Genomic DNA, 20,070 nt, shown 5'->3' on the forward strand with positions numbered 1-20,070 from the left:
GGGTCGGCCCGGAAAGTTCCCGGACCGGTGGGGCACTTAGATGAACTTCTGGCCGGCCAGGAACTCGGCCAGCTGCTTGCCGCCCTCGCCCTCGTCCTTGACGATCGTGCCGGCCGTGCGGGCCGGACGCTCGGCCGCGGAGTCGACCGCGGTCCAGGAGCCTTCGAGGCCGACCTCGTCGGCGTCGATGTCCAGGTCGCCCAGGTCCAGGGACTCCACCGGCTTCTTCTTGGCGGCCATGATGCCCTTGAAGGACGGGTAGCGGGCCTCGCCCGACTGGTCCGTCACCGACACGACGGCCGGCAGGGACGCCTCCAGCTGCTCGGAAGCGGTGTCGCCGTCGCGGCGGCCCTTCACGACGCCGTCCTCGACGGAGACCTCGGAGAGCAGCGTGACCTGCGGGACGCCGAGGCGCTCCGCGAGCAGCGCCGGCAGGACACCCATGGTGCCGTCGGTCGACGCCATGCCGCAGATGACCAGGTCGTAGCCGGTCTTCTCGACGGCCTTGGCCAGGACCAGCGAGGTGCCGATCACGTCGGTGCCGTGCAGGTCGTCGTCCTCGACGTGGACGGCCTTGTCGGCGCCCATGGAAAGCGCCTTGCGCAGCGCGTCCTTGGCGTCCTCGGGGCCGACGGTCAGCACGGTGATCTCCGCGTCGTCCGCCTCGTCGGCGATCTGCAGTGCCTGCTCGACCGCGTACTCGTCGAGCTCCGAAAGGAGGCCGTCGACGTCGTCGCGGTCGACGGTCAGGTCATCGGCGAAGTGCCGGTCGCCGGTGGCGTCGGGCACGTACTTCACACAGACAACGATCCTCAAGCTCACGCCGGCTCTCCTACTGCATCGTCATTTCTGGGCTGCCTTGTTGCACGCAGCATAGGCGCCTGATGGGGCGGTTTCCGGTCGGGGCGACCGGCGCTCCGAACGAAATATTACTCGCCAGTACACCCAGCTTGTCCCCAGTAAGCAAGCGCTTTGAACTGTGACCTTGCCAACGCTGAGTAATCGAACCGGTGAGGAACTCTCAGTCGCGCAGCGCGTTGAAGCGGCCCTGGTGATAGAGCAGCGGGCGGCCGGCGCCCGCGGGGTCGCCGACGACCGCCTGGCCGAGCACGATGCGGTGGTCCCCGGCCGGAACGCGGGCCACCACCTTGCACACCAGCCAGGCCAGGACGCCGTCGAGGACGGGCACGCCCTCGGGGCCGGTGCGCCAGTCGGTGGCCGGGCCGAACCGGTCGGCGCCGCTGCGGGCGAAGGTGGCCGCCAGGTCCTGCTGGTGCTCGCCGAGTATGTGCACGCCGATGTGGTCGGCCTCGGCGACGACGGGCCAGCTGGAGGACCCGGTGCCGATCCCGAACGAGATCAACGGGGGCTCCGCGGCAACGGAGTTGAGCGAGGTGGCGGTGAAGCCGACGGGCCGGCCGCCACTCTGGGCGGTGATCACCGCGACGCCCGCGGCGTGCTGACGGAAGACCGACTTGAACAGTTCGGGAGAGGCGGTCTGAGCGGTACGGAGCTCGGGCGAGGCCGTCATGGAATTGTCCTTCTGCAGTGGGTCCGACGGGGGCTGCGGGTGTTCAGCAGCCCGGACAGCGCGCACTCGCGTTGCGGGCGAGGTCCACGTGGGCGCGTCCGTAGAGAAGGAGGTCTGTCGGCACATCGTCAGACTGACGATTCGGCGCGGTCGCAGTCAAGTGGCTCCCGGGATATGGGAGATCCCTCACTGCGGACCTCGGCGAGAAGGCGGGCGCGCACCTCACACCGCCTGCCCGAGCGCCGCGATGACGTCCGCACGGCGCGGCTGCCCGGCCGCCCGGCGCACGATGCGGCCCGCCGCATCCAGCACGAGCACGGTCGGGGTGCGCGCGATCTCCAGGTCCCGTACGAGAGCGAGCCGCTCCTCCGCGTCGATCTCCACGTGCGCGACACCGTCCACCATCGCGGCCACCTCGGCCAGGGTGCGCCGGGTCGCCCGGCAGGGCTGGCAGAAGGCGCTGGAGAACTGCACCAGGGTGGCCCGCCGCCCGAGCCCGTGCCCCAGCTCGGCCTCGCCGAGCCTGCGCCCGCCGTCGTCCACCACGCCACCTTCCACGACTGCCCCCGCCCACGTCTTCACGCCACCACTACCTGCCCTGTCGTACGGTTGCAGCGCGTATCGGTCCGCAATGATTCCCCCGGCCCCGACCTGCGAAGACGTGACGAGAATCTCCCCTGCGCACAGCGCCAGGACTGGCCAGCTCGTCCCACATCGGGCACCATCTGCCCAAAGCCTAAAACCTACGGCTGCGTAACTTATTCTCCGGGAGCACCCTCCCCGGGCACACGAAGGGTCTCCCCTCAGATGGCAGAACTCGTCTATCGGCCGGTCATCGGCGCCGCACGCACGATGTTCAAGGCGCTCGACCTGAAGATCGACACCCAGGGTTCGGAGAACATCCCGCGCACGGGCGGGGCGGTGCTCGTCAGCAATCACATCAGTTATCTGGACTTCATCTTCACCGGACTCGCGGCGCTGCCACAGAAGCGGCTTGTGCGCTTCATGGCCAAGGAGTCGGTGTTCCGGCACAAGATCTCCGGCCCGCTGATGCGCGGCATGAAGCACATCCCGGTCGACCGCAAGCAGGGCGAGGACGCCTACCAGCACGCGCTGGCTTCGCTGCGTTCCGGCGAGGTGATCGGCGTGTTCCCGGAGGCGACGATCTCGCAGTCCTTCACGCTGAAGAGCTTCAAGTCGGGTGCGGCCCGGCTCGCACAGGAGGCCGGGGTTCCGCTGATCCCGATGGCGTTGTGGGGCACCCAGCGGGTGTGGACCAAGGGACGGCCCCGCAACTTCAAGCGCAGCCACATCCCCGTCACGATCCGGGTCGGCGAGCCCGTGGAGGCGCCCACCGACCAGTTCGCGGGGGCCATCACGCGGCGGCTGCGCGAGCGCTGCCAGGAGCTGCTCGAAGCGGCCCAGCGCGCCTATCCCGTACGCCCGAAGGACGCGAGCGACACCTGGTGGGTGCCGGCGCACCTGGGCGGCACGGCGCCGACACCCGAGCAGGTGAAGGCCGCCGAGGCCAAGGGCTGAATCGTCACTTCTGTACGGATACGGCGACCGGGGCATGGACGGTGATCCGCGCCCCGGGGCTGAACTTCTCCAGGAGCTCGGCCAGTTCGGCGCCGGCCGTGACCAGGTCGCAGTGCGGCGCCATGCCCTCCAGGAGGAAGAGCGCGTTCACCGACTCCTCGGTGAGCCTGGTCCGCACCCCCTGCCGCCAGTTCCAGCGGCGGCAGGTGACGCCCTCGTCGTCGCGCCACACCACTTCGCCCGCGTCCGGATGCTCGACGGCCGCCTCGCCGCCCGCGACGGTGTGGAACGGCTCCTCGCCCGTGGCCCGCACCAGACGCATCGACCCCTTGATGTGATCGGTGTCCTCGCCGCCGACCGGGACGAGGTGGGCGACGCTGATCGCGTTGTACACGTCGACGAGCCGGTTGATGCGCGGAAGGCCGCCGTCGGCCAGGGCCCGCTTGGCGAGCGCCTCGGCCGAGTTGCGGGTGCGGTTCGGCTTGGAGCCGAAGGCGGTGTAGGCGGCGCGCCAGGCGGCCATGTGCGGGTCCTCGTGCGGGGCCCGGCCCGCAAGGCGCTCGGCGAGCCGGCGCGCGGCGTCGTCGAGCAGTGCCGAACTCGCCTCGTCACTGGGCGCGTTGACGAGTCCGTACGCCTCGACGGCGACGTGGGTGAAGCCGGGTGCGATGGCCCCGACGTCGTCGGACACGGTGAGTTCGAGCGTCATGATCGGTGGTGCCTCACAGTTCGGTCGGATAGATCGGCCACAGCGACGGCCGGTCGGGCGCGGCTTTGAGCGCCTTCATGACCGCCGCATGAGGTACATCGTAAAGCACCGGGTAGTCCACTTCATTAAACTCTGGCCGGACCTTCCACGCGAGGCGTTCCTCGTCGAGCGAGAACCGGGCGTCGACCCCCGGCTTGTTGCCGCGCGCGTCGATCCGCGCCCATGCGCCCCTGCCGGGCAGCCTGACGGCGACCAGGCCGTGCACGAACGGGTGGGAGCCGTCATCGTCGGCGAGCCGCTGATAGCAGAGGGCGGCCGGAATCGCTTCGGCGCGCAGCAGCGCGGCCAGGGCGTGCGATTTGGCGCAGCAGATGCCGGTGCGCTCCGCCAGGACGTCGGAGGCCCGCCAGGTCACCCGCGGGTCGCCGGCGTCCTGGGAGTGAGGGATCTCGTCCCGGACGAACTCGTAGGCGGCCTTGGCGTATGAGTATGCGTCGGTGGTTCCGGATGCGAGCCGGTCGGCCGTCTCACGGACCAAAGGATGCCGATGGTCGACGACGTCGTCCGCAGCGAGATAGGCGGCGAGTTGGGGGTTGCGTTGTATGAGCTCCATGGCACGCGAGCGTACGAATGCGACCGACCGCAAGTCAATGACTTTACGATCGGCCGCATAGCTATTCAGCCCTGTGTCGGTTAGCGGGCCATTTCTTCCTTCAGCGCCGCCAGGAAGCCGTCGACATCATCCTCGGTGGTGTCGAAGGAGCACATCCAGCGGACGTCGCCGGCCTTCTCGTCCCAGAAGTAGAAGCGGTAGCGCTTCTGGAGCCGCTCGCTCACGTCGTGCGGCAGGCGCGCGAAGACGGCGTTGGCCTGCACCTCGTGGAGGATCTCCACGCCGTGGACCTGGCGCACGCCCTCGGCGAGGCGCCGGGCCATGGCGTTGGCGTGCCGGGCGTTGCGCAGCCACAGGTCCTTGGCGAGCAGCGCCTCCAACTGCACCGAGACGAAGCGCATCTTAGAGGCGAGCTGCATGGACATCTTGCGGATGTGCTTCATCTGCCGGGCGGCGTCCGGGTTGAGGACGACGATCGCCTCGCCGAACAGCATCCCGTTCTTGGTGCCGCCGAACGACAGGACGTCGACCCCGACCGCGTTGGTGAACGTACGCATGGGCACGTTCAGCGAGGCGGCCGCGTTGGATATGCGGGCCCCGTCGAGGTGGACCTTCATGCCGCGCTCGTGGGCGTGCTCGCAGATCGCCCGGATCTCGTCGGGCGTGTAGACCGTGCCGAGCTCGGTGTTCTGGGTGATCGAGACCACCTGCGGCATCGCGCGGTGCTCGTCCTCCCAGCCCCAGGCCTGCCGGTCGATGAGCTCGGGCGTCAGCTTGCCGTCGGGCGTCGCCACGGTGAGCAGCTTGAGCCCGGCCATGCGCTCGGGAGCGCCGCCCTCGTCGACGTTGATGTGCGCGGTCTCGGCGCAGACCACCGCACCCCAGCGGTCGGTCAGCGCCTGGAGCGCGGTGACGTTGGCCCCGGTCCCGTTGAAGACCGGAAAGGCCTCGGCGCCCGCGCCGAAGTGGCTGTGCATGACGCGCTGGAGGTGGTCGGTGTAGTCGTCCTCGCCGTACGCGATCTGGTGACCGCCGTTGGCGAGCGCGAGGGCCGCGAGGACCTCGGGGTGCGCGCCGGCGTAGTTGTCGCTGGCGAAGCCGCGCACCGCCGGGTCGTGGTGCTGTCGCGCGTCGGTCCTCACGGCTTGGGGGTCAGCCACAGGCGCTGTCCATTCACTTCCTGGGCGGGCCGGTCCCAGACGCCGGCGATGGCGTCGGCCAGTTCCTTGACGTCGGTGAAGCCCGCGAACTTCGCATTGGGTCGCTCGGCGCGCATCGCGTCGTGCACCAGTGCCTTGATCACCAGGATCGCAGCAGCGGCGCTCGGCCCGTTCTCGCCCCCTGCCTTGCGGAAGGAGTCGCCCAGCGCCAGCGTCCAGGCCTCGGCGGCGGCCTTGCCCGCGTTGTACGCGGCGTTGTTCGCGGTGGGCTTGTGCGCGCCGGACTGGCTGACCAGGACGAAACGGCCCCGGTCGCTGCGCAGCAGCGCGTCGTGGAAGGCCAGCGAAGTGTGCTGGACGGTCTTGATGAGGAGCTTCTCCAGGAAGTCCCAGTCGGCCAGGTCGGTCTCCGGGAAGGAGGTGCTGCCGCGCCAGCCGCCGACGAGGTGGACCATGCCGTCGATCCGCCCGAAGTCCTTCTGGATGCGGTCGGCCCAGTCACGGGTCGCCTGGAGGTCGAGGAGGTCGACGGTGTCCCCGGTGACGGTGGCCCCGCCGTGGGCGTACCGCGCCGCGTCCACGGCCTCGGCCAGGCGCGCCGCGTCCTGGTCGGAGCCGACGACGACCGCGCCCGCCTCGGCGAGCCGCAGCAGCGCGGCCCGGCCGGCCGGTCCCGCGGCTCCGGCCACGGCGATGACGGCACCGTTGAGAGGTCCGTTGTTCATTTTCCTCGCCCCTTCCGTACGAGAGCTCACGCGGCAGCCCCGGTCGAGGCGGAAGCGGCGGTGATCCCCTTGGTGGAGGCGATCACGTCCTTCAGCTTCTTGGAGAGCGCCTCATAGAACATGCTGAGCGGAAACTCGTCCGGAAGCACGTCGTCGACGAGCTTGCGCGGCGGCTGGGACAGATCCAGGGCGTCGGGGCCCTTGGCCCAGCGCGATCCCGGGTGCGGGGCGAGGTAGGTGGAGACCAGCTCGTACGCGGCGAACCAGTGCACCAGCTTCGGACGGTCGATGCCGTCGCGGTAGAGCTTCTCGATCTCGGCGCACAGCTGGTTGGTGACCTGCGGGGCGCGGTCCCAGTCGATGTGCAGCTTGTTGTCGGTCCAGCGCACCACGTCGTGCTTGTGCAGGTAGGCGAAGAGGAGCTGGCCGCCGAGCCCGTCGTAGTTGCGGACGCGGTCGCCGGAGACCGGGAAGCGGAACATCCGGTCGAAGAGCACGGCGTACTGGACGTCACGGCCGTGCCGGTTGCCCTCGGCGTCCAGCTTCACGGCCTCCTTGAAGGCGGTGAGGTCGCAGCGCAGCTCTTCGAGGCCGTACATCCAGAACGGCTGGCGCTGCTTGATCATGAACGGGTCGAACGGCAGGTCGCCGTGGCTGTGGGTGCGGTCGTGGACCATGTCCCAGAGCACGAAGGCCTGCTCACAGCGCTCCTGGTCGGCCACCATCTCCCGGATGTCCTCGGGGAGTTCGAGCCCGAGGATGCGGACGGAGGCCTCGGTCACGGCACGGAAGCGGGCCGCCTCGCGGTCGCAGAAGATGCCGCCCCAGGTGAAGCGCTCGGGGGCCTCGCGCACGGCGATGGTCTCGGGGAAGAGGACGGCCGAGTGGGTGTCGTAGCCCGAGGTGAAGTCCTCGAAGGTGATGCCGCAGAACAGCGGGTTGTCGTAGCGGGTGGCTTCCAGCTCCGCGAGCCACTCGGGCCACACCATGCGCAGCACGACTGCTTCGAGATTGCGGTCGGGGTTGCCGTTCTGCGTGTACATGGGGAAGAGGACGAGGCGCTGGAGTCCGTCGGCGCGGTCGGCGGCCGGGTGGAACTGCAGCAGCGAGTCCAGGAAGTCCGGCACGTCGAAGGCGCTGTCGGCCCACTTGCGCAGGTCGGCGACGAGAGCGCGGTGGTAGGCCTCGTCGTGCGGCAGGAGCGGGGAGAGCTGCTCGACCGCGGCTATGACCTGGTCCAGGGTGGCCTCGACGAGGGCGCGGAGCGGGGCGCCCTCGGCGTCGAAGTCGATGGAACCGTCCTTGGACTGCCAGGGCCGGATCTCCTCGACGGCATTCTTGAGCGCGGTCCATGCGGGGTGGTCGACCACCCGCCGGTCGGATACTGCGCCCCCCACGGCCGGGTCCTGCACAAGAATTTCCGTCATGTCACTTCCTCCACAGGAGAACCTCGCGTTAAGACACCGTATCCGCGTTCGGTTCCCTCACTCAAGAGGTTTCCCAATAAATTATCCTGCCATCCCGCCGTCACACCGCTCTTCTTCCTGTGTTAAGGCAATGGCACGGCTATGGCTGCGGCAACGCCGTGATCGCGACCCGGCCGTCGGCGATCAGGTCGGCACGGGCGCGATCGGGCGCAGACGCGTACGGACCGACGCCGATCGATGCGGGCGGACAACGGGCCGGCCTGGAGCGGCTGACACCGCCGCAGGGTGGAGAACCGGACAGTCTCGACGGCCGGCCCGGCCCCGGATGAGACGTCGGCGCGAGTCGCGTCAAGGGCGGGAGGAATCGCCCACGGGCGGGTGACACGCGTTGGCCCGCGCGGGTTGCGCACAGGTGGGACGGAAACCTTCCGCCCCGACGTCCTCACCCCAAAGCCGCCCCCGTGAGTACCCGCGCAGTGCTTGTCGCACCCGTCGTCACCGGCCGCGTCCTCGGGATCGCGTCAACCCGGTCGCGGGACGCCGATGCCCCGCGCGAGGCGGGGTCCGTTGAGGTGGCGGGCCGTTAGGCTGCGCCTGCCGCGTGCGCACGGGACTGCCGCACGCGCCAATACCGCCGTCGACGGAAGCGAGGCCTGTCTTGACGTTCCTCACCATCGGTCATCGCGGGGTCATGGGTGTCGAGCCGGAGAACACCCTGCGTTCCTTCGTCCACGCAGAACGCGCGGGCATGGACGCCATCGAACTAGATCTGCACCTCAGCAAGGACGGCGCCCTCGTCGTCATGCACGACGCCGAGGTCGACCGCACCACGGACGGAAGGGGCCCCATCGGCGAGATGACCCTGGCCGAGCTGCGGGAGCTGGACGCGGGTCAGGGCGAACGCATCCCCGTGTTCGAGGAAGTCCTCGACGCGGTGAAGACCCCGGTCCAGGCAGAGATCAAGGACGTCGCCGCGGCCCGCGCGCTCGCCGAGGTGATCCAGCGGCGCGATCTGGTGAGCCGGGTGGAGGTTCTGTCGTTCCACGACGAGGCGCTCGCCGAGATCGCCTCGCTCGTGCCCGGGGTGCGCACCGGGCTCGTCGACGACAGCTGGGGCCCCGACCTCATCGACCGGGCCCGGGCCGTCGGCGCGAAGACCCTGGTCCTGAGCATCCACCGGCTCACCCTGGAGACGGTCGAGCAGGCCCACGCGGCCGGGCTCAAGGTGATCGGCTGGACCGTCAACACCCAGGACCATCTGCGCCTGGTGCGCGCCCTGCAGCTGGACGGCGCGACGACCGACTACCCGGAGATCCGCCGCACCGGCCGCTTCACCGCGTAGCGCTCAGCCCAGCTTCTTGACGAGCAGCTCGAATTCGAGGTCGTCGCGCTGCGGCACGCCGAAGCGCTCGTCGCCGTACGGGAAGGGCGTCATCTTTCCCGTACGGCGGTAGCCGCGCCGCTCGTAGAAGGCGATGAGCTCGTCCCGTACCGAGATCACGGTCATGTGCATCTCGCTCACGCCCCACTCGGCGCGGACGGTGCGCTCCGCCTCGGCGATGATCTGCTTGCCGAGGCCCGCGCCCTGGAGGGCGGGAGAGACCGCGAACATCCCGAAGTAGGCGGCGTCACCGCGGTGTTCGAGCTGGCAGCACGCGACGAGCTCCCCGCCCCGCTCCACGGTGAGCAGCTTGCTGCCGGGACTCGTGATGACCGCGCGGACGCCTTCGGGGTCGGTGCGCTGCCCTTGCAGGATGTCGGCCTCGGTGGTCCAGCCGGCACGGCTGGAGTCGCCGCGGTAGGCCGACTCGATGAGCGGCACCAGCGCCTCGACGTCGGCTTCGGTGGCGGCTCGGTAGCTCAGCTCTCCGGCGGCCCGGCTGACGGTGTCCATCGTGCGGTCTCCCTGCTGCTCGATTGCGCTGCGGCGGCGCCCCGAGCGTAACCCGGCCACTAGGGTCCCCGTCATGGTGCACGTACTGAGCAGCCGGACCCTTCTGCGCCCCACCGACCCCGAGCGTTCGCGCGCCTTCTACGGCGAACAGCTCGGGCTCGCCGTCTACCGCGAGTTCGGTACGGGGCCGGAGCGCGGCACGGTGTACTTCCTGGGCGGCGGCTTCCTGGAGGTGTCCGGCCGCGCCGAGCACCCGCCGGCGCCGGGCCTCCAGCTGTGGCTCCAGGTGGCGGATGCGGCGCAGGCGCACGAGGAGCTCGTGGGACGCGGGGTGACGGTCGTGCGGCCGCCGGTGCGCGAGCCGTGGGGGCTGATCGAGATGTGGCTCCAGGACCCGGACGGGGTGCGCATCGCGGTCGTGGAGGTCCCGGCCGACCACCCGCTGCGCTTCCGCCCCTGACGGCCCGGCGGCTCCCGCGAGCCTCTCGTCACCGGTCCTGACCGGCGAAGATCTCCCGCGCGCTCCCCCTGTGTGTCCCTGCGCCCGCGTATGCGGCCCCGCGGCCGGGCATCGACCTGTCGGCAGGGCGATCCATCGAGCGGGGAGGTACGCCGTGCACGGTCCGGTGCTGCCCGGCTGGCTGCTCGTCGCGCTGTGCGCGGCGACGGGCTCGTACTGTCTGCTGCGGCTGCGCAGCGGCTCCCCTCCGGCTCGTACGGCGGCGGGCGGGGAGGCGGTGATGGGGTTCGGGATGGCCGCGATGGCCGTGCCGGCCGCGTTCCTCTCTCCACCGCCGTGGATGCTGACGGGGTACGCGGTGATCTTCGGCGGCACCGCGCTGCGGGCGCTGTGGCTGGCGCGGGGCGGGGCGCACCATCTGCACCATGCGGTGGGCTCGCTGGCGATGGTCTACATGGCGCTCGCGATGACGCCGGGCGCCGGGGGCGGCGCGCACGAGGGGCATGCGGCAGGCGGGGTTCCGCTGCTGACCGGGGCGCTGCTGCTGTACTTCGCGGGCTATGTCCTGTCGACGGGGGTGCGACTGCTGCCCACGGCGGGCGGGGGCGGGCCCGTGGCGGCCGTCTCCTGGAGTGCGCGGCCCGAGCTGGCGCTGGCCTGCCGCCTGTCGATGGGGATCGCCATGCTCGCGATGCTGGTGACGGTCTGAGGCGTCGGCCAGGGCCACGTCGCGGCGTCGCGGCTTTCCGGAAGGCGGCCCCATCGTGGCGTGCGTCACTTGGTGCCCGCGGCCATACCTATGACGGCGGCCCCGCTCATAGGCTGAGACCATGACGGTCTCCCTCGCGTTGCTGGTGCTCGGCCTGGTGTCCGCCGTCGCCGCTCCGCGACTCCTCGCCCGCGCCGACTGGGTCGAGCGCGAGCCCGTGGTGGCGCTCTGGGTGTGGCAGTGCGTGGTGGCGGCGGTCCTGCTCTGCTTCGGGCTCGCGATGGTCTTCAGCGCCGCGTCCGCCTGGCAGACCGTGCGCGGCCAGGTCTTCGCGTCCGCGCCCCGCGCCGTCGTCGAGGCGTACGCGCTCGGACCGTACGGCCCCTGGTCGGCGGCGCTCGCGGTGGTGCTCTTCCTCGGCGGCGCCTGGACCGGGGCGATGCTCACCCGGGAGGTCAGGGACAGCTGGGCACGCCGGCGCCGGCGCCGGGCCGAGCTGCGGCTTCGCTCGCCGCTGCTGCCCGGCGAGGAGCCCTCGGGCGAGCGTCTGGTGGTCCTGGAGGCGGCCCGGCCCGACGCCTGGTGGCTGCCGGGCCAGACGCCCCAACTGGTCATCACCACGGCGGCACTTCAGCGCCTGAAGGGCCGTCAGCTCGATGCGGTGCTCGCCCATGAGCTCGGTCACGCGCGGGCCCGGCACGACTGGCTGCTGCACTGTTCGGGAGCGCTCGCCCGGGGGTTCCCGCAGGTGCCGGTGTTCGCCGCGTTCCGCGACGAGATGCACCGCCTGGTGGAACTGGCCGCCGACGATGTGGCGTCCCGCCGCTTCGGCCGCCTCACGATCGCGCTCGCGCTGGTCGAACTCAACGAGCACCGCGGGGTGTTCGGGCCCTGCCCCGCGCCGGACGGCCAGCTCCCCCAGCGCGTGCACCGGCTCCTGTCGGCAGCCCCGAGGCTCCCCGCGAGCCACCGCCTGCGGCTGACCGCGTACGCCGCGCTCGTACCGGCGGTGCCGCTCGTCGTGGCCCTCGTGCCGGGCCTGCACGCCTTGGGCTAGCCATACCCGGGCCGGGTCGGCTTGGATCCTCCCCATGCTGCTCGCTCCCGCCGAGGCCCGCCCGCGCCCGGCCGTACCGCTCCGCGCCGGCCTCGTCTGCGCCCTGCTCGCCGGAGTCCTGCTGGTTCTGGTGGTGGCCGAGTGGGGCCCGCTGATGGCGCTGGACCGGGCGGTCGCCGACGGGCTGCACCGCCGGGCCGTCGCCGACCCCGGGCTCACCCACGTCAACCGGGTCCTGACCGACTGGGTGTGGGATCCCTGGACGATGCGGGCCCTGCTCGCGGTGGTCGTCGCGGTCCTGCTCTGGCGCGGCGAGCGGCTGCTCCCGGTGTGGGTCGCGGCGACGAGCGGCCTCGGTACGGCCGTGCAGCAGGGGCTGAAGGCGGCCGTGGACCGGGACCGGCCGCAGTGGCCGGACCCGGTGGACTCCGCAGGGTATGCCGCGTTCCCGTCCGGCCACGCACTGAGCGTGACGGTGGCCTTCGGCCTGCTCGGGTGGCTGCTCGCGCTGCACGGGGCCGGGCGCCGGACCCGTACGGCCGTGCTCGCGATCGGAGCGGTCTCGGCGCTCGGCGTGGGGTTCACCCGGCTGTTCCTGGGGGTGCACTGGTTCTCGGACGTGATGGGCGGCTGGCTGACCGGAGTGGCGATCGTCACGCTGAGCGCGGCGGCCCACGAGCGGTGGGCCTTGAAGCGGCGGGGATGAGCGCGCGAGGATCGCGGGCATGACGATCAAGGGCGTTCTCTTCGACTTCTCCGGCACACTCTTCCGCGTCGAGCCGGTCCACGACTGGCTCTCCGCCGTCCTCGACGCCTCCGGCGCAGCCCTTCCGGACTCCGAACTCGCCCGCTGCGCAAGGGAGTTGGAGGAAGCCGGCGCGCTGCCCGGCGGCGCCAACCCGCTGCGGCTGCCCGACCATCTGGCCGACCTGTGGGCCGTACGCGACCGGAGCGGCGAGCTCCACCGGGAGACGTACACCGGTCTCGCGCGGCAGGTGGAGCTGCCTGATCCGCGCCTGTACGACCTGCTCTACGACCGCCACATGACCCCGGCCGCCTGGCGCCCGTACCCCGACACGAAGCAGGTGCTCGGCGGGCTGCGGCAGCGCGGCATCAAGATCGGCGTGGTCAGCAACATCGGGTGGGACCTGCGGCCGGTCTTCCGCGCGCACGGCATGGACGACTTCGTGGACGCGTACGTCCTGTCCTTCGAGCACGAGGCGCAGAAGCCGGACGAGCGGCTGTTCAGGGCGGCCTGCGAGGAGCTCGGGCAGGACCCGGGCGAGGTCCTCATGGTGGGCGACGACCGGCGGGCCGACGGCGGCGCCGCGACGCTCGGCTGCGCGGTGCACTTCGTCGACCATCTGCCGGTGGACGAGCGCCCGGAGGCTCTGCTGCCGGTGCTCGCACTGGCCGGGGAGGGCTGCTGAGCAGCCGGAAGGAGTGACCTGAAGGGGTCGGAGAAAAGGGGGCCACCCATTCGGGGTGATCCCCCGCGTCACCCCGAACGAGCAGCCGACGCCGCAGGTCAGACCCCGGCGAAGGGGTACCGTCCCGCGACAGCCTGAGTATATTGGCTCCGAGCCAGTCAACGCAGGAGTTACAGCATGTCCCCGCGCAGCGCATCGGTCAATGAAGAATTGCGCAGACGTTCTCGCGAGCGGCTGCTGCAAGCCACTGTGGAACTGGTGGCGGAACGTGGCTATGAGTCGACGACCCTCGGCGACATCGCGGACCGGGCCGGTTCGGCCCGCGGCCTGGTGTCGTACTACTTCCCGGGCAAGCGCCAGCTGCTCCAGTCCGCGGTGCACCGCCTCATGCATCTGACCCTCGAAGCGGGCCTGGAGCGCGAGCCGCAGACCGCCGACGGGCACGAGCGCCTTGCCCGCGCCATAGACGCGATCCTCGGGCTCACGCGCTCCCAGCCGGTCCTCATGCGGGCCCACATGGCGGGCATCCTGCAGGCCCAGGGGTTCGTGCAGTGCCCCGAGCAGCAGCGCCTGGCCGCCCTTCTGCGCGACACCGTGGAGCGGTACGGCTCGCAGGACGTGGACACCGAGTACCCGCTGCTGCGGGCCAACCTGATGGGTGCCGTCTTCGCCGCACTCCTTCCGGGTGCCCCGATGGACGCGACGACCCTACGGGCCGAGCTGTTCCAGCGGTACGGGCTCGACTGGGAGCTGGGCGCGCCGCCGGAACCGACCCCCTGACCGGCGGCGGATGTCTATCCGCCATGCGCACGACGGTGCCATCCTGAAGGTCCTCTACGGTCTTCTGCGGTTCTCTCTCCCAAGGAGCACCCGCCATGCTGCGCATCGCCGTCGTCGGATCCGGGCCGAGCGGGGTCTACACCGCCCAGAGCCTGGTGGAGCAGAGCGCGGTCGCGGAGGTCCATGTGGACGTCCTGGACCGGCTGCCGTGCCCGTACGGCCTGGTCCGCTACGGGGTCGCCCCGGACCACGAGAAGATCAAGTCGCTGCAGAACAATCTGCGTACGGTCCTGGAGAACGGCAGGATCCGCTTTCTGGGGCATGTCGAGGTGGGTCCGGGCGGCGTCGCGCCCGAGCTGCTGCTGCGGCTGTACCACGCGGTGGTGTACTGCGTCGGCGCCAAGTCCGACCGGCACCTGGGGATTCCCGGCGAGGACCTGCCGGGCAGTTTCTCCGCGACCGAGTTCGTGTCCTGGTACAGCGCGCACCCCGACAGCGACCCCAACGCCTTTGTCCTGGGCGCCCGCTCGGCCGTGGTGATCGGCGCGGGCAATGTGGCGGTGGACGTCGCGCGCATGCTGGCGCGCGGCGCGGACGAGCTGCGGCCGACCGATGTGCCGCAGTCGGCGCTCGGCGCGCTCGCCGTCAGCCGGGTGCACGAGGTCCACATGGCGGCCCGGCGCGGCCCCTCGCAGGCCCGCTTCACCACCAAGGAGCTGCGGGAGCTGGGCGCGCTGCCGGGCGCGGACGTGACGGTGGACGCCGTCGAGCTGGCCCGGGACCCGGACTTCGTGGACCCTTCGGCATTGCCGGGCGCGGTCCGGCGCAATGTGGAGGTGCTGCGCGGCTGGGTCGGGCGCGGACAGCGGGCCGGCGTACGCCGACTTCACCTGCGGTTCTATCTGCGCCCCGTGGAGCTTTTGGAGCGGAACGGCAGGGTGGGCGCGGTGCGCTTCGAGCGGACGGTGCCGGACGGCGCGGGCGGGGTGCTCGGCACCGGCACGTACGAGGACATCGAGGCGCAGCTGGTGCTGCGGGCGGTCGGCTACCGCGGGGTGCCTCCGCAGGGGCTGCCGTTCGACCCGGCGACCGGGACGGTGCCGCACGCGGCGGGCCGGGTGCTGCGCGAGGGGACCGCGTCGCCGGGCGAGTACGTGGCGGGCTGGATCAAGCGCGGCCCGACGGGCGTGATCGGCACCAACCGCCCCTGCGCGAAGGAGACGGTGACCTCACTCCTTCAGGACGCCCCGCGTCTCGCCGGGCGCCCGGTGGCGGCCGAACCCCTCGACGCGCTGCGGGAGTTGGGTCTTCACCCGGTGACCTGGCAGGGCTGGCTGGCGATCGAGCGCGCCGAGGCCGAGCTCGGCGAGTCGCTCGGGCGCCGCTCGGTGAAGATCCCCGACTGGGACGGGCTCCTTACGGCGGCGCTGGGTAGGGGCTGAGGCCGCGCCCGGATGGCCCTGCCGGAGCAGCTCAGGCGTCGTCGCCGAGCCGCCCGGCCTCTCGTCGCGCCGCGTCCAGAATGTTGTCGAGCAGGCCGGGGAAGAGGGCGTCGAGGTCGGCGCGGCGCAGGCCGTTCATCTTGGCGGTGCCCCGGTAGACCTGCTCGATCACGCCGGCCTCGCGCAGCACGCGGAAGTGGTGGGTGGTCGTCGACTTGGTGACGGGCAGCACGAAGTGCGAGCAGGAGAGCTCGTCCTCGGTCGTGGCGAGCGCCCGGACCACCCGCATCCGCATCGGGTCGGACAGCGCGTGCAGGACGCACTCCAGGCGGATCTCGTCGCGCGCCGGATGGGCGAGTTCACGGGTGTTCGTGGCGGTGGTCACGGAGCTCATTGTACGAGACTCGTCGTAGTTTGACATCCCCCGTACTACGAGAGCTATCGTACGAAGCGTTCCCGGCGCCGTACCGGCGCCCCGGGTCATGTCGACTGGAGTCTGCCGTGCCTGCTGCGAGTGCCCTCTTCGAGCCCTACACCCTGCGGTCCGTGACCGTCCCGAACCGGGTCTGGATGGCGCCGATGTGCCAGTACTCGGCCGAGGTCTTCGGGCCGAACGCGGGCGTGGCCCACGACTGGCACTTCGCCCACTACGCGGCCCGCGCCGCCGGCGGCACCGGCCTGATCCTGGTCGAGGCCACGGCCGTCAGCCCCGAGGGCCGGATCTCGCCCGCAGACCTCGGCATCTGGAACGACACCCAGGTCGAGGCGCTGCGCCGTATCACCACGTTCCTGGAGGGCCAGGGCACCGTCCCCGGCATCCAGATCGCACACGCCGGCCGCAAGGCCTCCACGGACCGCCCCTGGCTGGGCGGGGCGCCGCTGGCCCCGGACAGCGAGGAGGGCTGGCAGCCGGTCGGCCCGAGCGCGGTGGCCTGGGACGAGCGCCACACCGTCCCCACCGAGCTGACGATTGATCACATCAGGGAAATCGTCGGCCAGTTCGCCGATGCTGCCCGTCGGGCCCTCGACGCCGGGTTCAAGGTCGTCGAGATCCACGGTGCGCACGGCTACCTGATCGGCCAGTTCCTCTCCCCGCACTCCAACAAGCGCACCGACGAGTACGGCGGCTCGTTCGAGAACCGCACCCGCTTCGCCCTCGAAGTCACCGATGCCGTACGCGCCGTGTGGCCCGAGGAGCTGCCGCTCTTCTTCCGCATCTCCGCCACCGACTGGCTGGAGGAGGGCGGCTGGAGCGCCGACGAGACCGTGCGCCTGGCCGCGCTGCTCAAGGAGCACGGCGTGGACCTCCTGGATGTGTCGACCGGCGGCAACGCCTCGGGCGTACGCATTCCGACGGGGCCCGGCTACCAGGTGCCGTTCGCCGAGCGCGTGCACAACGAGAGCCCGCTCGCGGTCGCGGCCGTCGGCCTGATCACCGAGCCGGCGCAGGCCGAGAAGATCCTCGCGAACGGCGAGGCGGACGCGATCCTGCTGGGCCGCGAGCTCCTGCGCAACCCGTCGTGGGCCCGCCAGGCGGCCCGCGAACTGGGCGGCGACGTGCACGTGCCGGACCAGTACCACCGCTCGGTCTGACACTCGGCTTCCCTGTATTTCAAGGGACTTGGAAGGGTTCGCCCACTCCGGTGAACGGACCCTTCGTCGCGCTGTCGCCGTGGTACGCGATGCACGTCCACGATCCGTCGTCGTCCCGGCGCTCCACGCTCCGGTGACTGCCCGCCCCTGCGCGGGTCGCTGGACGGGTGCGCGGCGACGAAGGACTCGGCGGCCTCCCCGGTGATGTCGGCCATGCCGCGTCCGGCCCGAAATCCCTTATGGAGACAGCTAGTTGACGTGATCCGGGTCGGAGTCGGCGATCTGCTCGTAGAGCGGCTGGGCCTGGAACCAGCCCGCGAAGTGGCCGCCGAGCTGGCCGCGGGTGTGCAGGGCGGTGTCGCGGTCGATGTGCCGGGGGGTGCCGGCGGCCATGGCGAGGAGCTGGGCCTGGCAGGAGCGCTCCATGGTGATGAACCACCACACCGCCTCGGCGACGGAGTGCCCGACGGTGAGCAGCCCGTGGTTCTGGAGGATCACCGCCTTGTACGCGCCGAGGGCGGCCGCGATCCGCTTGCCCTCCTCGGCGTCGTCGACGACGCCCCGGTAGTCGCCGTAGAGGCCGTGGTCCTCGAAGAACGCGCAGGCGTCCTGGGTAATCGGGTCGAGCGGGATGCCGAGCGAGGAGAACGCCTTGCCGTGCAGGGAGTGCGAGTGGGCAGCGGCGATCGCGTCGGGGCGGGCCTGGTGGACGGCCGCGTGGATGACGAACGCGGCGCGGTTCACCGGGCGGGTGCCGTGCACGAGGTTGCCCGCGTGGTCGACGAGGATCAGGTCGGACGCCTTGATCCGGCCGAAGCTCATGCCGAACGGGTTCACCCAGAACCGGTCGGTGTGCTCCGGGTCGCGAACGGTGATGTGCCCGGCCACGCCTTCGGAGAAGCCGAAGCGGCCGAACAGCCGGAATCCGGCGGCGAGTTGCTCCTTGCGGTAGCGGCGCTCCTCCTCGACGTCCTCGAAGACGGGCGGCAGGGGAATGGTGACCCCTTCGGGCATGGGGCCCGCCGCGCCCGCGATCACCTCGGCGGGGGCCGGAGCCGCGCCTTCGTCACTCATGTGCGTTCCTCCTGGGGGGGGAGTTGCGGGTGGGGCGAAGGGAGTTGCCGGAGAGCTCATATCGGATACATTCACGTATCCGATACGCGTTCGGATGCTTTCCGAGTGCGTACGCGCTGTCAAGGGTCCGGGAGCGACACGTGCCCAAGGGAACGACGAAGCGGCGGCCGCAGACGCTGGCACGGCTGCTCGACGCCGCGCTGGAGGTGTTCGCCGAGTCCGGCTTCGGGGCGGCCAGGATCGAGGACGTCTGCCGGCGAGCGGGCTACACGCGCGGCGCGTTCTACTCCAACTTCTCCTCCAAGGAGGAGCTGTTCTTCGCCCTCTTCGACGCGCACGCGGCACGCGAGCTGGAGCGGATCACCAGGCTGGCCGACGAGACGGACGACCGCGATCTGTCAGTGACGCGGATCGCCTCGCTGCTCGCGCACGTCGAGCCCGACGAGCGCACCTGGTTCCTGGTGACCACCGAGTTCACCCTGTACGCGATCCGCAATCCGGAGGCGGCCGCCCGGCTCGCCGATCATGACGCGCGGCTGCGCGAGCAGGCGGCGGCCCTGCTCGGCGGCCTGCTGGCGAGGGCCGGGCTCCGGCCGCGCGGGGATCTGGCGGAACTCGTTCGGGTCGTGGTCGCGCTACGTGAGGGGGCGCTCGGTCAGAGTTATGTGGAGCCGGATGCCCCGGCGCCCGGCGCTTTGGCCGAGCAATTCCTGCCGTACCTCGTGGAAGCCGTGACAGAACCCCTCTGAGCTGCCTCTTTCCCGTCTTGGAGGCCGTTGTCAGTGGCCGGGTGCACACTGGCCACTATCCGGAACAACGGCGTTTTGGAGGGACCGGCATGACCGAGGTATTGCTCACGGTGGGTACGCGCAAGGGGCTCTTCGTCGGCCGCAGGCGCGGCGGGACCTGGGAGTTCGAAGGGCCGCACTTCAACGCCCAGGCGGTGTACTCCGTCGCCATCGACACCCGGTACCAGCCGTCGCCCCGGCTTCTGGTCGGCGGGGACAGCATGCACTGGGGCCCGTCGGTGTTCCACTCCGACGACCTGGGCCGGACCTGGACCGAGCCGAAGCAACCGGCGGTGAAGTTCCCCGAGTTCACGGGGGCTTCCCTTGAGCGGGTGTGGCAGCTGCGCCCGGCGGGACCCGAGGCACCGGGTGTGGTGTACGCGGGGACGGAGCCGGCCGCGCTGTTCCGCTCGGAGGACGGCGGCGAGAGCTTCGAGCTCGTACGGCCCCTGTGGGAGCATCCGACGCGCTCGCGGTGGGTCCCCGGCGGCGGGGGCGAGGGCCTGCACACCATCGTCACGGACCCGCGCGACACCCGGGCGCTCACCGTCGCCGTGTCGACGGCGGGCGTGTTCCGCACACAGGACGGCGGGGAGAGCTGGGCCCCCGCGAACAAGGGCGTCTCGGCGGTGTTCCTGCCGGACCCGAACCCGGAGTTCGGCCAGTGCGTCCACAAGATCGCCCAGGACCCGGCCGACCCGGACCGGCTCTATCTGCAGAACCACTGGGGCGTCTACCGAAGCGACAACGCCGGTGAGCAGTGGACGGACATCGGCGCGGGCCTGCCCTCCACCTTCGGCTTCGCGGCCGCCACCCATCCGCGCCGCTCCGGCACCGCCTACGTCTTCCCGATCACGGCCGACTCCGACCGGGTTCCGGCGGACAACAAGTGCCGGGTCTTCCGCACCGAGGACGCGGGCAAGAACTGGGAGCCGCTCTCTGCGGGCCTGCCGCAGGACGCCCACTACGGCACGGTGCTGCGCGACGCACTGTGCACGGACGACGCCGACCCGGCCGGGGTGTACTTCGGCAACCGCAACGGCGAGGTGTACGCGAGCGCGGACGACGGCGACAGCTGGAGCCTGCTCGCCTCGCACCTGCCGGACGTGCTGTGCGTACGGGCGGCGGTGATCGGCTGA

At 71.1% G+C, this 20,070-nt stretch carries 23 protein-coding genes; 12 read left to right on the plus strand and 11 right to left on the minus strand.

Going from position 1 to position 20,070, the window contains the following annotated elements; all coding sequences use genetic code 11:
* Window positions 1-36: 36 nt before the first annotated feature.
* From IE206_RS04145 to IE206_RS04155, 3 genes are all read right to left on the minus strand, one after another.
* Window positions 37-822 carry an electron transfer flavoprotein subunit beta/FixA family protein gene (locus IE206_RS04145; protein ID WP_189960484.1) on the minus strand — a complete coding sequence of 262 codons (786 nt, stop codon included), beginning with the start codon at window positions 820-822 and terminating at the stop codon, window positions 37-39.
* Window positions 823-1,021: 199 nt separating this feature from the next.
* Window positions 1,022-1,531 carry a flavin reductase family protein gene (locus IE206_RS04150; RefSeq protein ID WP_189960485.1) on the minus strand — a complete coding sequence of 170 codons (510 nt, stop codon included), beginning with the start codon at window positions 1,529-1,531 and terminating at the stop codon, window positions 1,022-1,024.
* A gap of 222 nt (window positions 1,532-1,753) precedes the next feature.
* Entirely contained in the window at window positions 1,754-2,113 is a 360-nt protein-coding gene (locus IE206_RS04155) for a TlpA family protein disulfide reductase (RefSeq protein ID WP_226598715.1), read from the minus strand.
* A 225-nt stretch (window positions 2,114-2,338) separates the two neighbouring features.
* On the opposite strand from IE206_RS04155, the gene IE206_RS04160 reads away from it, so the two are divergent.
* A complete protein-coding gene (locus tag IE206_RS04160; protein ID WP_189960486.1) occupies window positions 2,339-3,070 on the plus strand; it encodes a lysophospholipid acyltransferase family protein in 732 nt (243 codons plus the stop codon).
* A 4-nt stretch (window positions 3,071-3,074) separates the two neighbouring features.
* Here the strand turns inward: IE206_RS04160 and IE206_RS04165 are convergent, their stop codons facing one another.
* From IE206_RS04165 to IE206_RS04185, 5 genes are all read right to left on the minus strand, one after another.
* Window positions 3,075-3,779, minus strand: coding sequence for a B3/B4 domain-containing protein (locus IE206_RS04165; RefSeq protein WP_189960487.1), 705 nt, complete (start codon window positions 3,777-3,779; stop codon window positions 3,075-3,077).
* A 13-nt stretch (window positions 3,780-3,792) separates the two neighbouring features.
* Window positions 3,793-4,392 (minus strand): transglutaminase-like domain-containing protein, encoded by a 600-nt coding sequence (locus tag IE206_RS04170; protein ID WP_189960488.1) that lies wholly within the window; start codon window positions 4,390-4,392, stop codon window positions 3,793-3,795.
* A gap of 80 nt (window positions 4,393-4,472) precedes the next feature.
* On the minus strand, window positions 4,473-5,534 hold the full coding sequence (locus tag IE206_RS04175; protein WP_189960489.1) for a threonine aldolase family protein: 1,062 nt from the start codon (window positions 5,532-5,534) through the stop codon (window positions 4,473-4,475).
* On the minus strand, window positions 5,531-6,277 hold the full coding sequence (locus IE206_RS04180; protein ID WP_189960490.1) for an SDR family NAD(P)-dependent oxidoreductase: 747 nt from the start codon (window positions 6,275-6,277) through the stop codon (window positions 5,531-5,533). The genes IE206_RS04175 and IE206_RS04180 overlap by 4 nt, the downstream gene beginning before the upstream one ends.
* A gap of 26 nt (window positions 6,278-6,303) precedes the next feature.
* Complete coding sequence (locus tag IE206_RS04185) at window positions 6,304-7,704, minus strand: DUF6421 family protein (RefSeq protein WP_189960491.1); 1,401 nt, start codon at window positions 7,702-7,704, stop codon at window positions 6,304-6,306.
* A gap of 658 nt (window positions 7,705-8,362) precedes the next feature.
* On the opposite strand from IE206_RS04185, the gene IE206_RS04190 reads away from it, so the two are divergent.
* Entirely contained in the window at window positions 8,363-9,046 is a 684-nt protein-coding gene (locus IE206_RS04190; RefSeq protein WP_189960492.1) for a glycerophosphodiester phosphodiesterase, read from the plus strand.
* Window positions 9,047-9,049: 3 nt separating this feature from the next.
* Here the strand turns inward: IE206_RS04190 and IE206_RS04195 are convergent, their stop codons facing one another.
* A complete protein-coding gene (locus IE206_RS04195) occupies window positions 9,050-9,598 on the minus strand; it encodes a GNAT family N-acetyltransferase (RefSeq protein ID WP_189960493.1) in 549 nt (182 codons plus the stop codon).
* 73 nt (window positions 9,599-9,671) lie between these two features.
* Here IE206_RS04195 and IE206_RS04200 point away from each other — a divergent pair, with 73 nt between their 5' ends.
* The 7 genes from IE206_RS04200 (at window position 9,672) to IE206_RS04230 (ending at window position 15,476) form a co-directional block, all read left to right on the plus strand.
* Window positions 9,672-10,058 carry a VOC family protein gene (locus tag IE206_RS04200; protein ID WP_189960494.1) on the plus strand — a complete coding sequence of 129 codons (387 nt, stop codon included), beginning with the start codon at window positions 9,672-9,674 and terminating at the stop codon, window positions 10,056-10,058.
* Between the two features lie 154 nt (window positions 10,059-10,212).
* Complete coding sequence (locus IE206_RS04205) at window positions 10,213-10,767, plus strand: DUF5134 domain-containing protein (protein ID WP_189960495.1); 555 nt, start codon at window positions 10,213-10,215, stop codon at window positions 10,765-10,767.
* A 121-nt stretch (window positions 10,768-10,888) separates the two neighbouring features.
* Window positions 10,889-11,824: a M56 family metallopeptidase gene (locus IE206_RS04210; protein WP_189960496.1), complete on the plus strand. Its 936-nt coding sequence runs from the start codon at window positions 10,889-10,891 to the stop codon at window positions 11,822-11,824.
* Window positions 11,825-11,858: 34 nt separating this feature from the next.
* The gene (locus IE206_RS04215; protein WP_189960497.1) at window positions 11,859-12,530 is read left to right on the plus strand and encodes a phosphatase PAP2 family protein; all 672 of its coding nucleotides are present in this window, start codon (window positions 11,859-11,861) and stop codon (window positions 12,528-12,530) included.
* Between the two features lie 19 nt (window positions 12,531-12,549).
* Window positions 12,550-13,254 carry an HAD family hydrolase gene (locus IE206_RS04220; RefSeq protein ID WP_189960498.1) on the plus strand — a complete coding sequence of 235 codons (705 nt, stop codon included), beginning with the start codon at window positions 12,550-12,552 and terminating at the stop codon, window positions 13,252-13,254.
* Between the two features lie 177 nt (window positions 13,255-13,431).
* Window positions 13,432-14,034: a TetR/AcrR family transcriptional regulator gene (locus tag IE206_RS04225; protein WP_189960499.1), complete on the plus strand. Its 603-nt coding sequence runs from the start codon at window positions 13,432-13,434 to the stop codon at window positions 14,032-14,034.
* A 95-nt stretch (window positions 14,035-14,129) separates the two neighbouring features.
* The gene (locus IE206_RS04230) at window positions 14,130-15,476 is read left to right on the plus strand and encodes an FAD-dependent oxidoreductase (RefSeq protein WP_189960500.1); all 1,347 of its coding nucleotides are present in this window, start codon (window positions 14,130-14,132) and stop codon (window positions 15,474-15,476) included.
* A gap of 31 nt (window positions 15,477-15,507) precedes the next feature.
* On the opposite strand, the gene IE206_RS04235 is transcribed toward IE206_RS04230, so the two are convergent.
* The gene (locus tag IE206_RS04235) at window positions 15,508-15,870 is read right to left on the minus strand and encodes an ArsR/SmtB family transcription factor (protein WP_189960501.1); all 363 of its coding nucleotides are present in this window, start codon (window positions 15,868-15,870) and stop codon (window positions 15,508-15,510) included.
* A gap of 107 nt (window positions 15,871-15,977) precedes the next feature.
* Here IE206_RS04235 and IE206_RS04240 point away from each other — a divergent pair, with 107 nt between their 5' ends.
* Window positions 15,978-17,069 (plus strand): NADH:flavin oxidoreductase/NADH oxidase, encoded by a 1,092-nt coding sequence (locus tag IE206_RS04240; RefSeq protein WP_226598716.1) that lies wholly within the window; start codon window positions 15,978-15,980, stop codon window positions 17,067-17,069.
* A 249-nt stretch (window positions 17,070-17,318) separates the two neighbouring features.
* Here the strand turns inward: IE206_RS04240 and IE206_RS04245 are convergent, their stop codons facing one another.
* Window positions 17,319-18,143 (minus strand): class II aldolase/adducin family protein, encoded by an 825-nt coding sequence (locus IE206_RS04245; RefSeq protein WP_226598717.1) that lies wholly within the window; start codon window positions 18,141-18,143, stop codon window positions 17,319-17,321.
* Between the two features lie 140 nt (window positions 18,144-18,283).
* On the opposite strand from IE206_RS04245, the gene IE206_RS04250 reads away from it, so the two are divergent.
* Both IE206_RS04250 and IE206_RS04255 read left to right on the plus strand, forming a co-directional pair.
* Complete coding sequence (locus IE206_RS04250; protein WP_189960502.1) at window positions 18,284-18,892, plus strand: TetR/AcrR family transcriptional regulator; 609 nt, start codon at window positions 18,284-18,286, stop codon at window positions 18,890-18,892.
* 89 nt (window positions 18,893-18,981) lie between these two features.
* Window positions 18,982-20,070, plus strand: coding sequence for a WD40/YVTN/BNR-like repeat-containing protein (locus IE206_RS04255; protein WP_189960503.1), 1,089 nt, complete (start codon window positions 18,982-18,984; stop codon window positions 20,068-20,070).

The sequence above is a fragment of the Streptomyces violascens genome (genome assembly GCF_014649955.1).
Taxonomy (GTDB): Bacteria; Actinomycetota; Actinomycetes; order Streptomycetales; family Streptomycetaceae; genus Streptomyces; species Streptomyces violascens.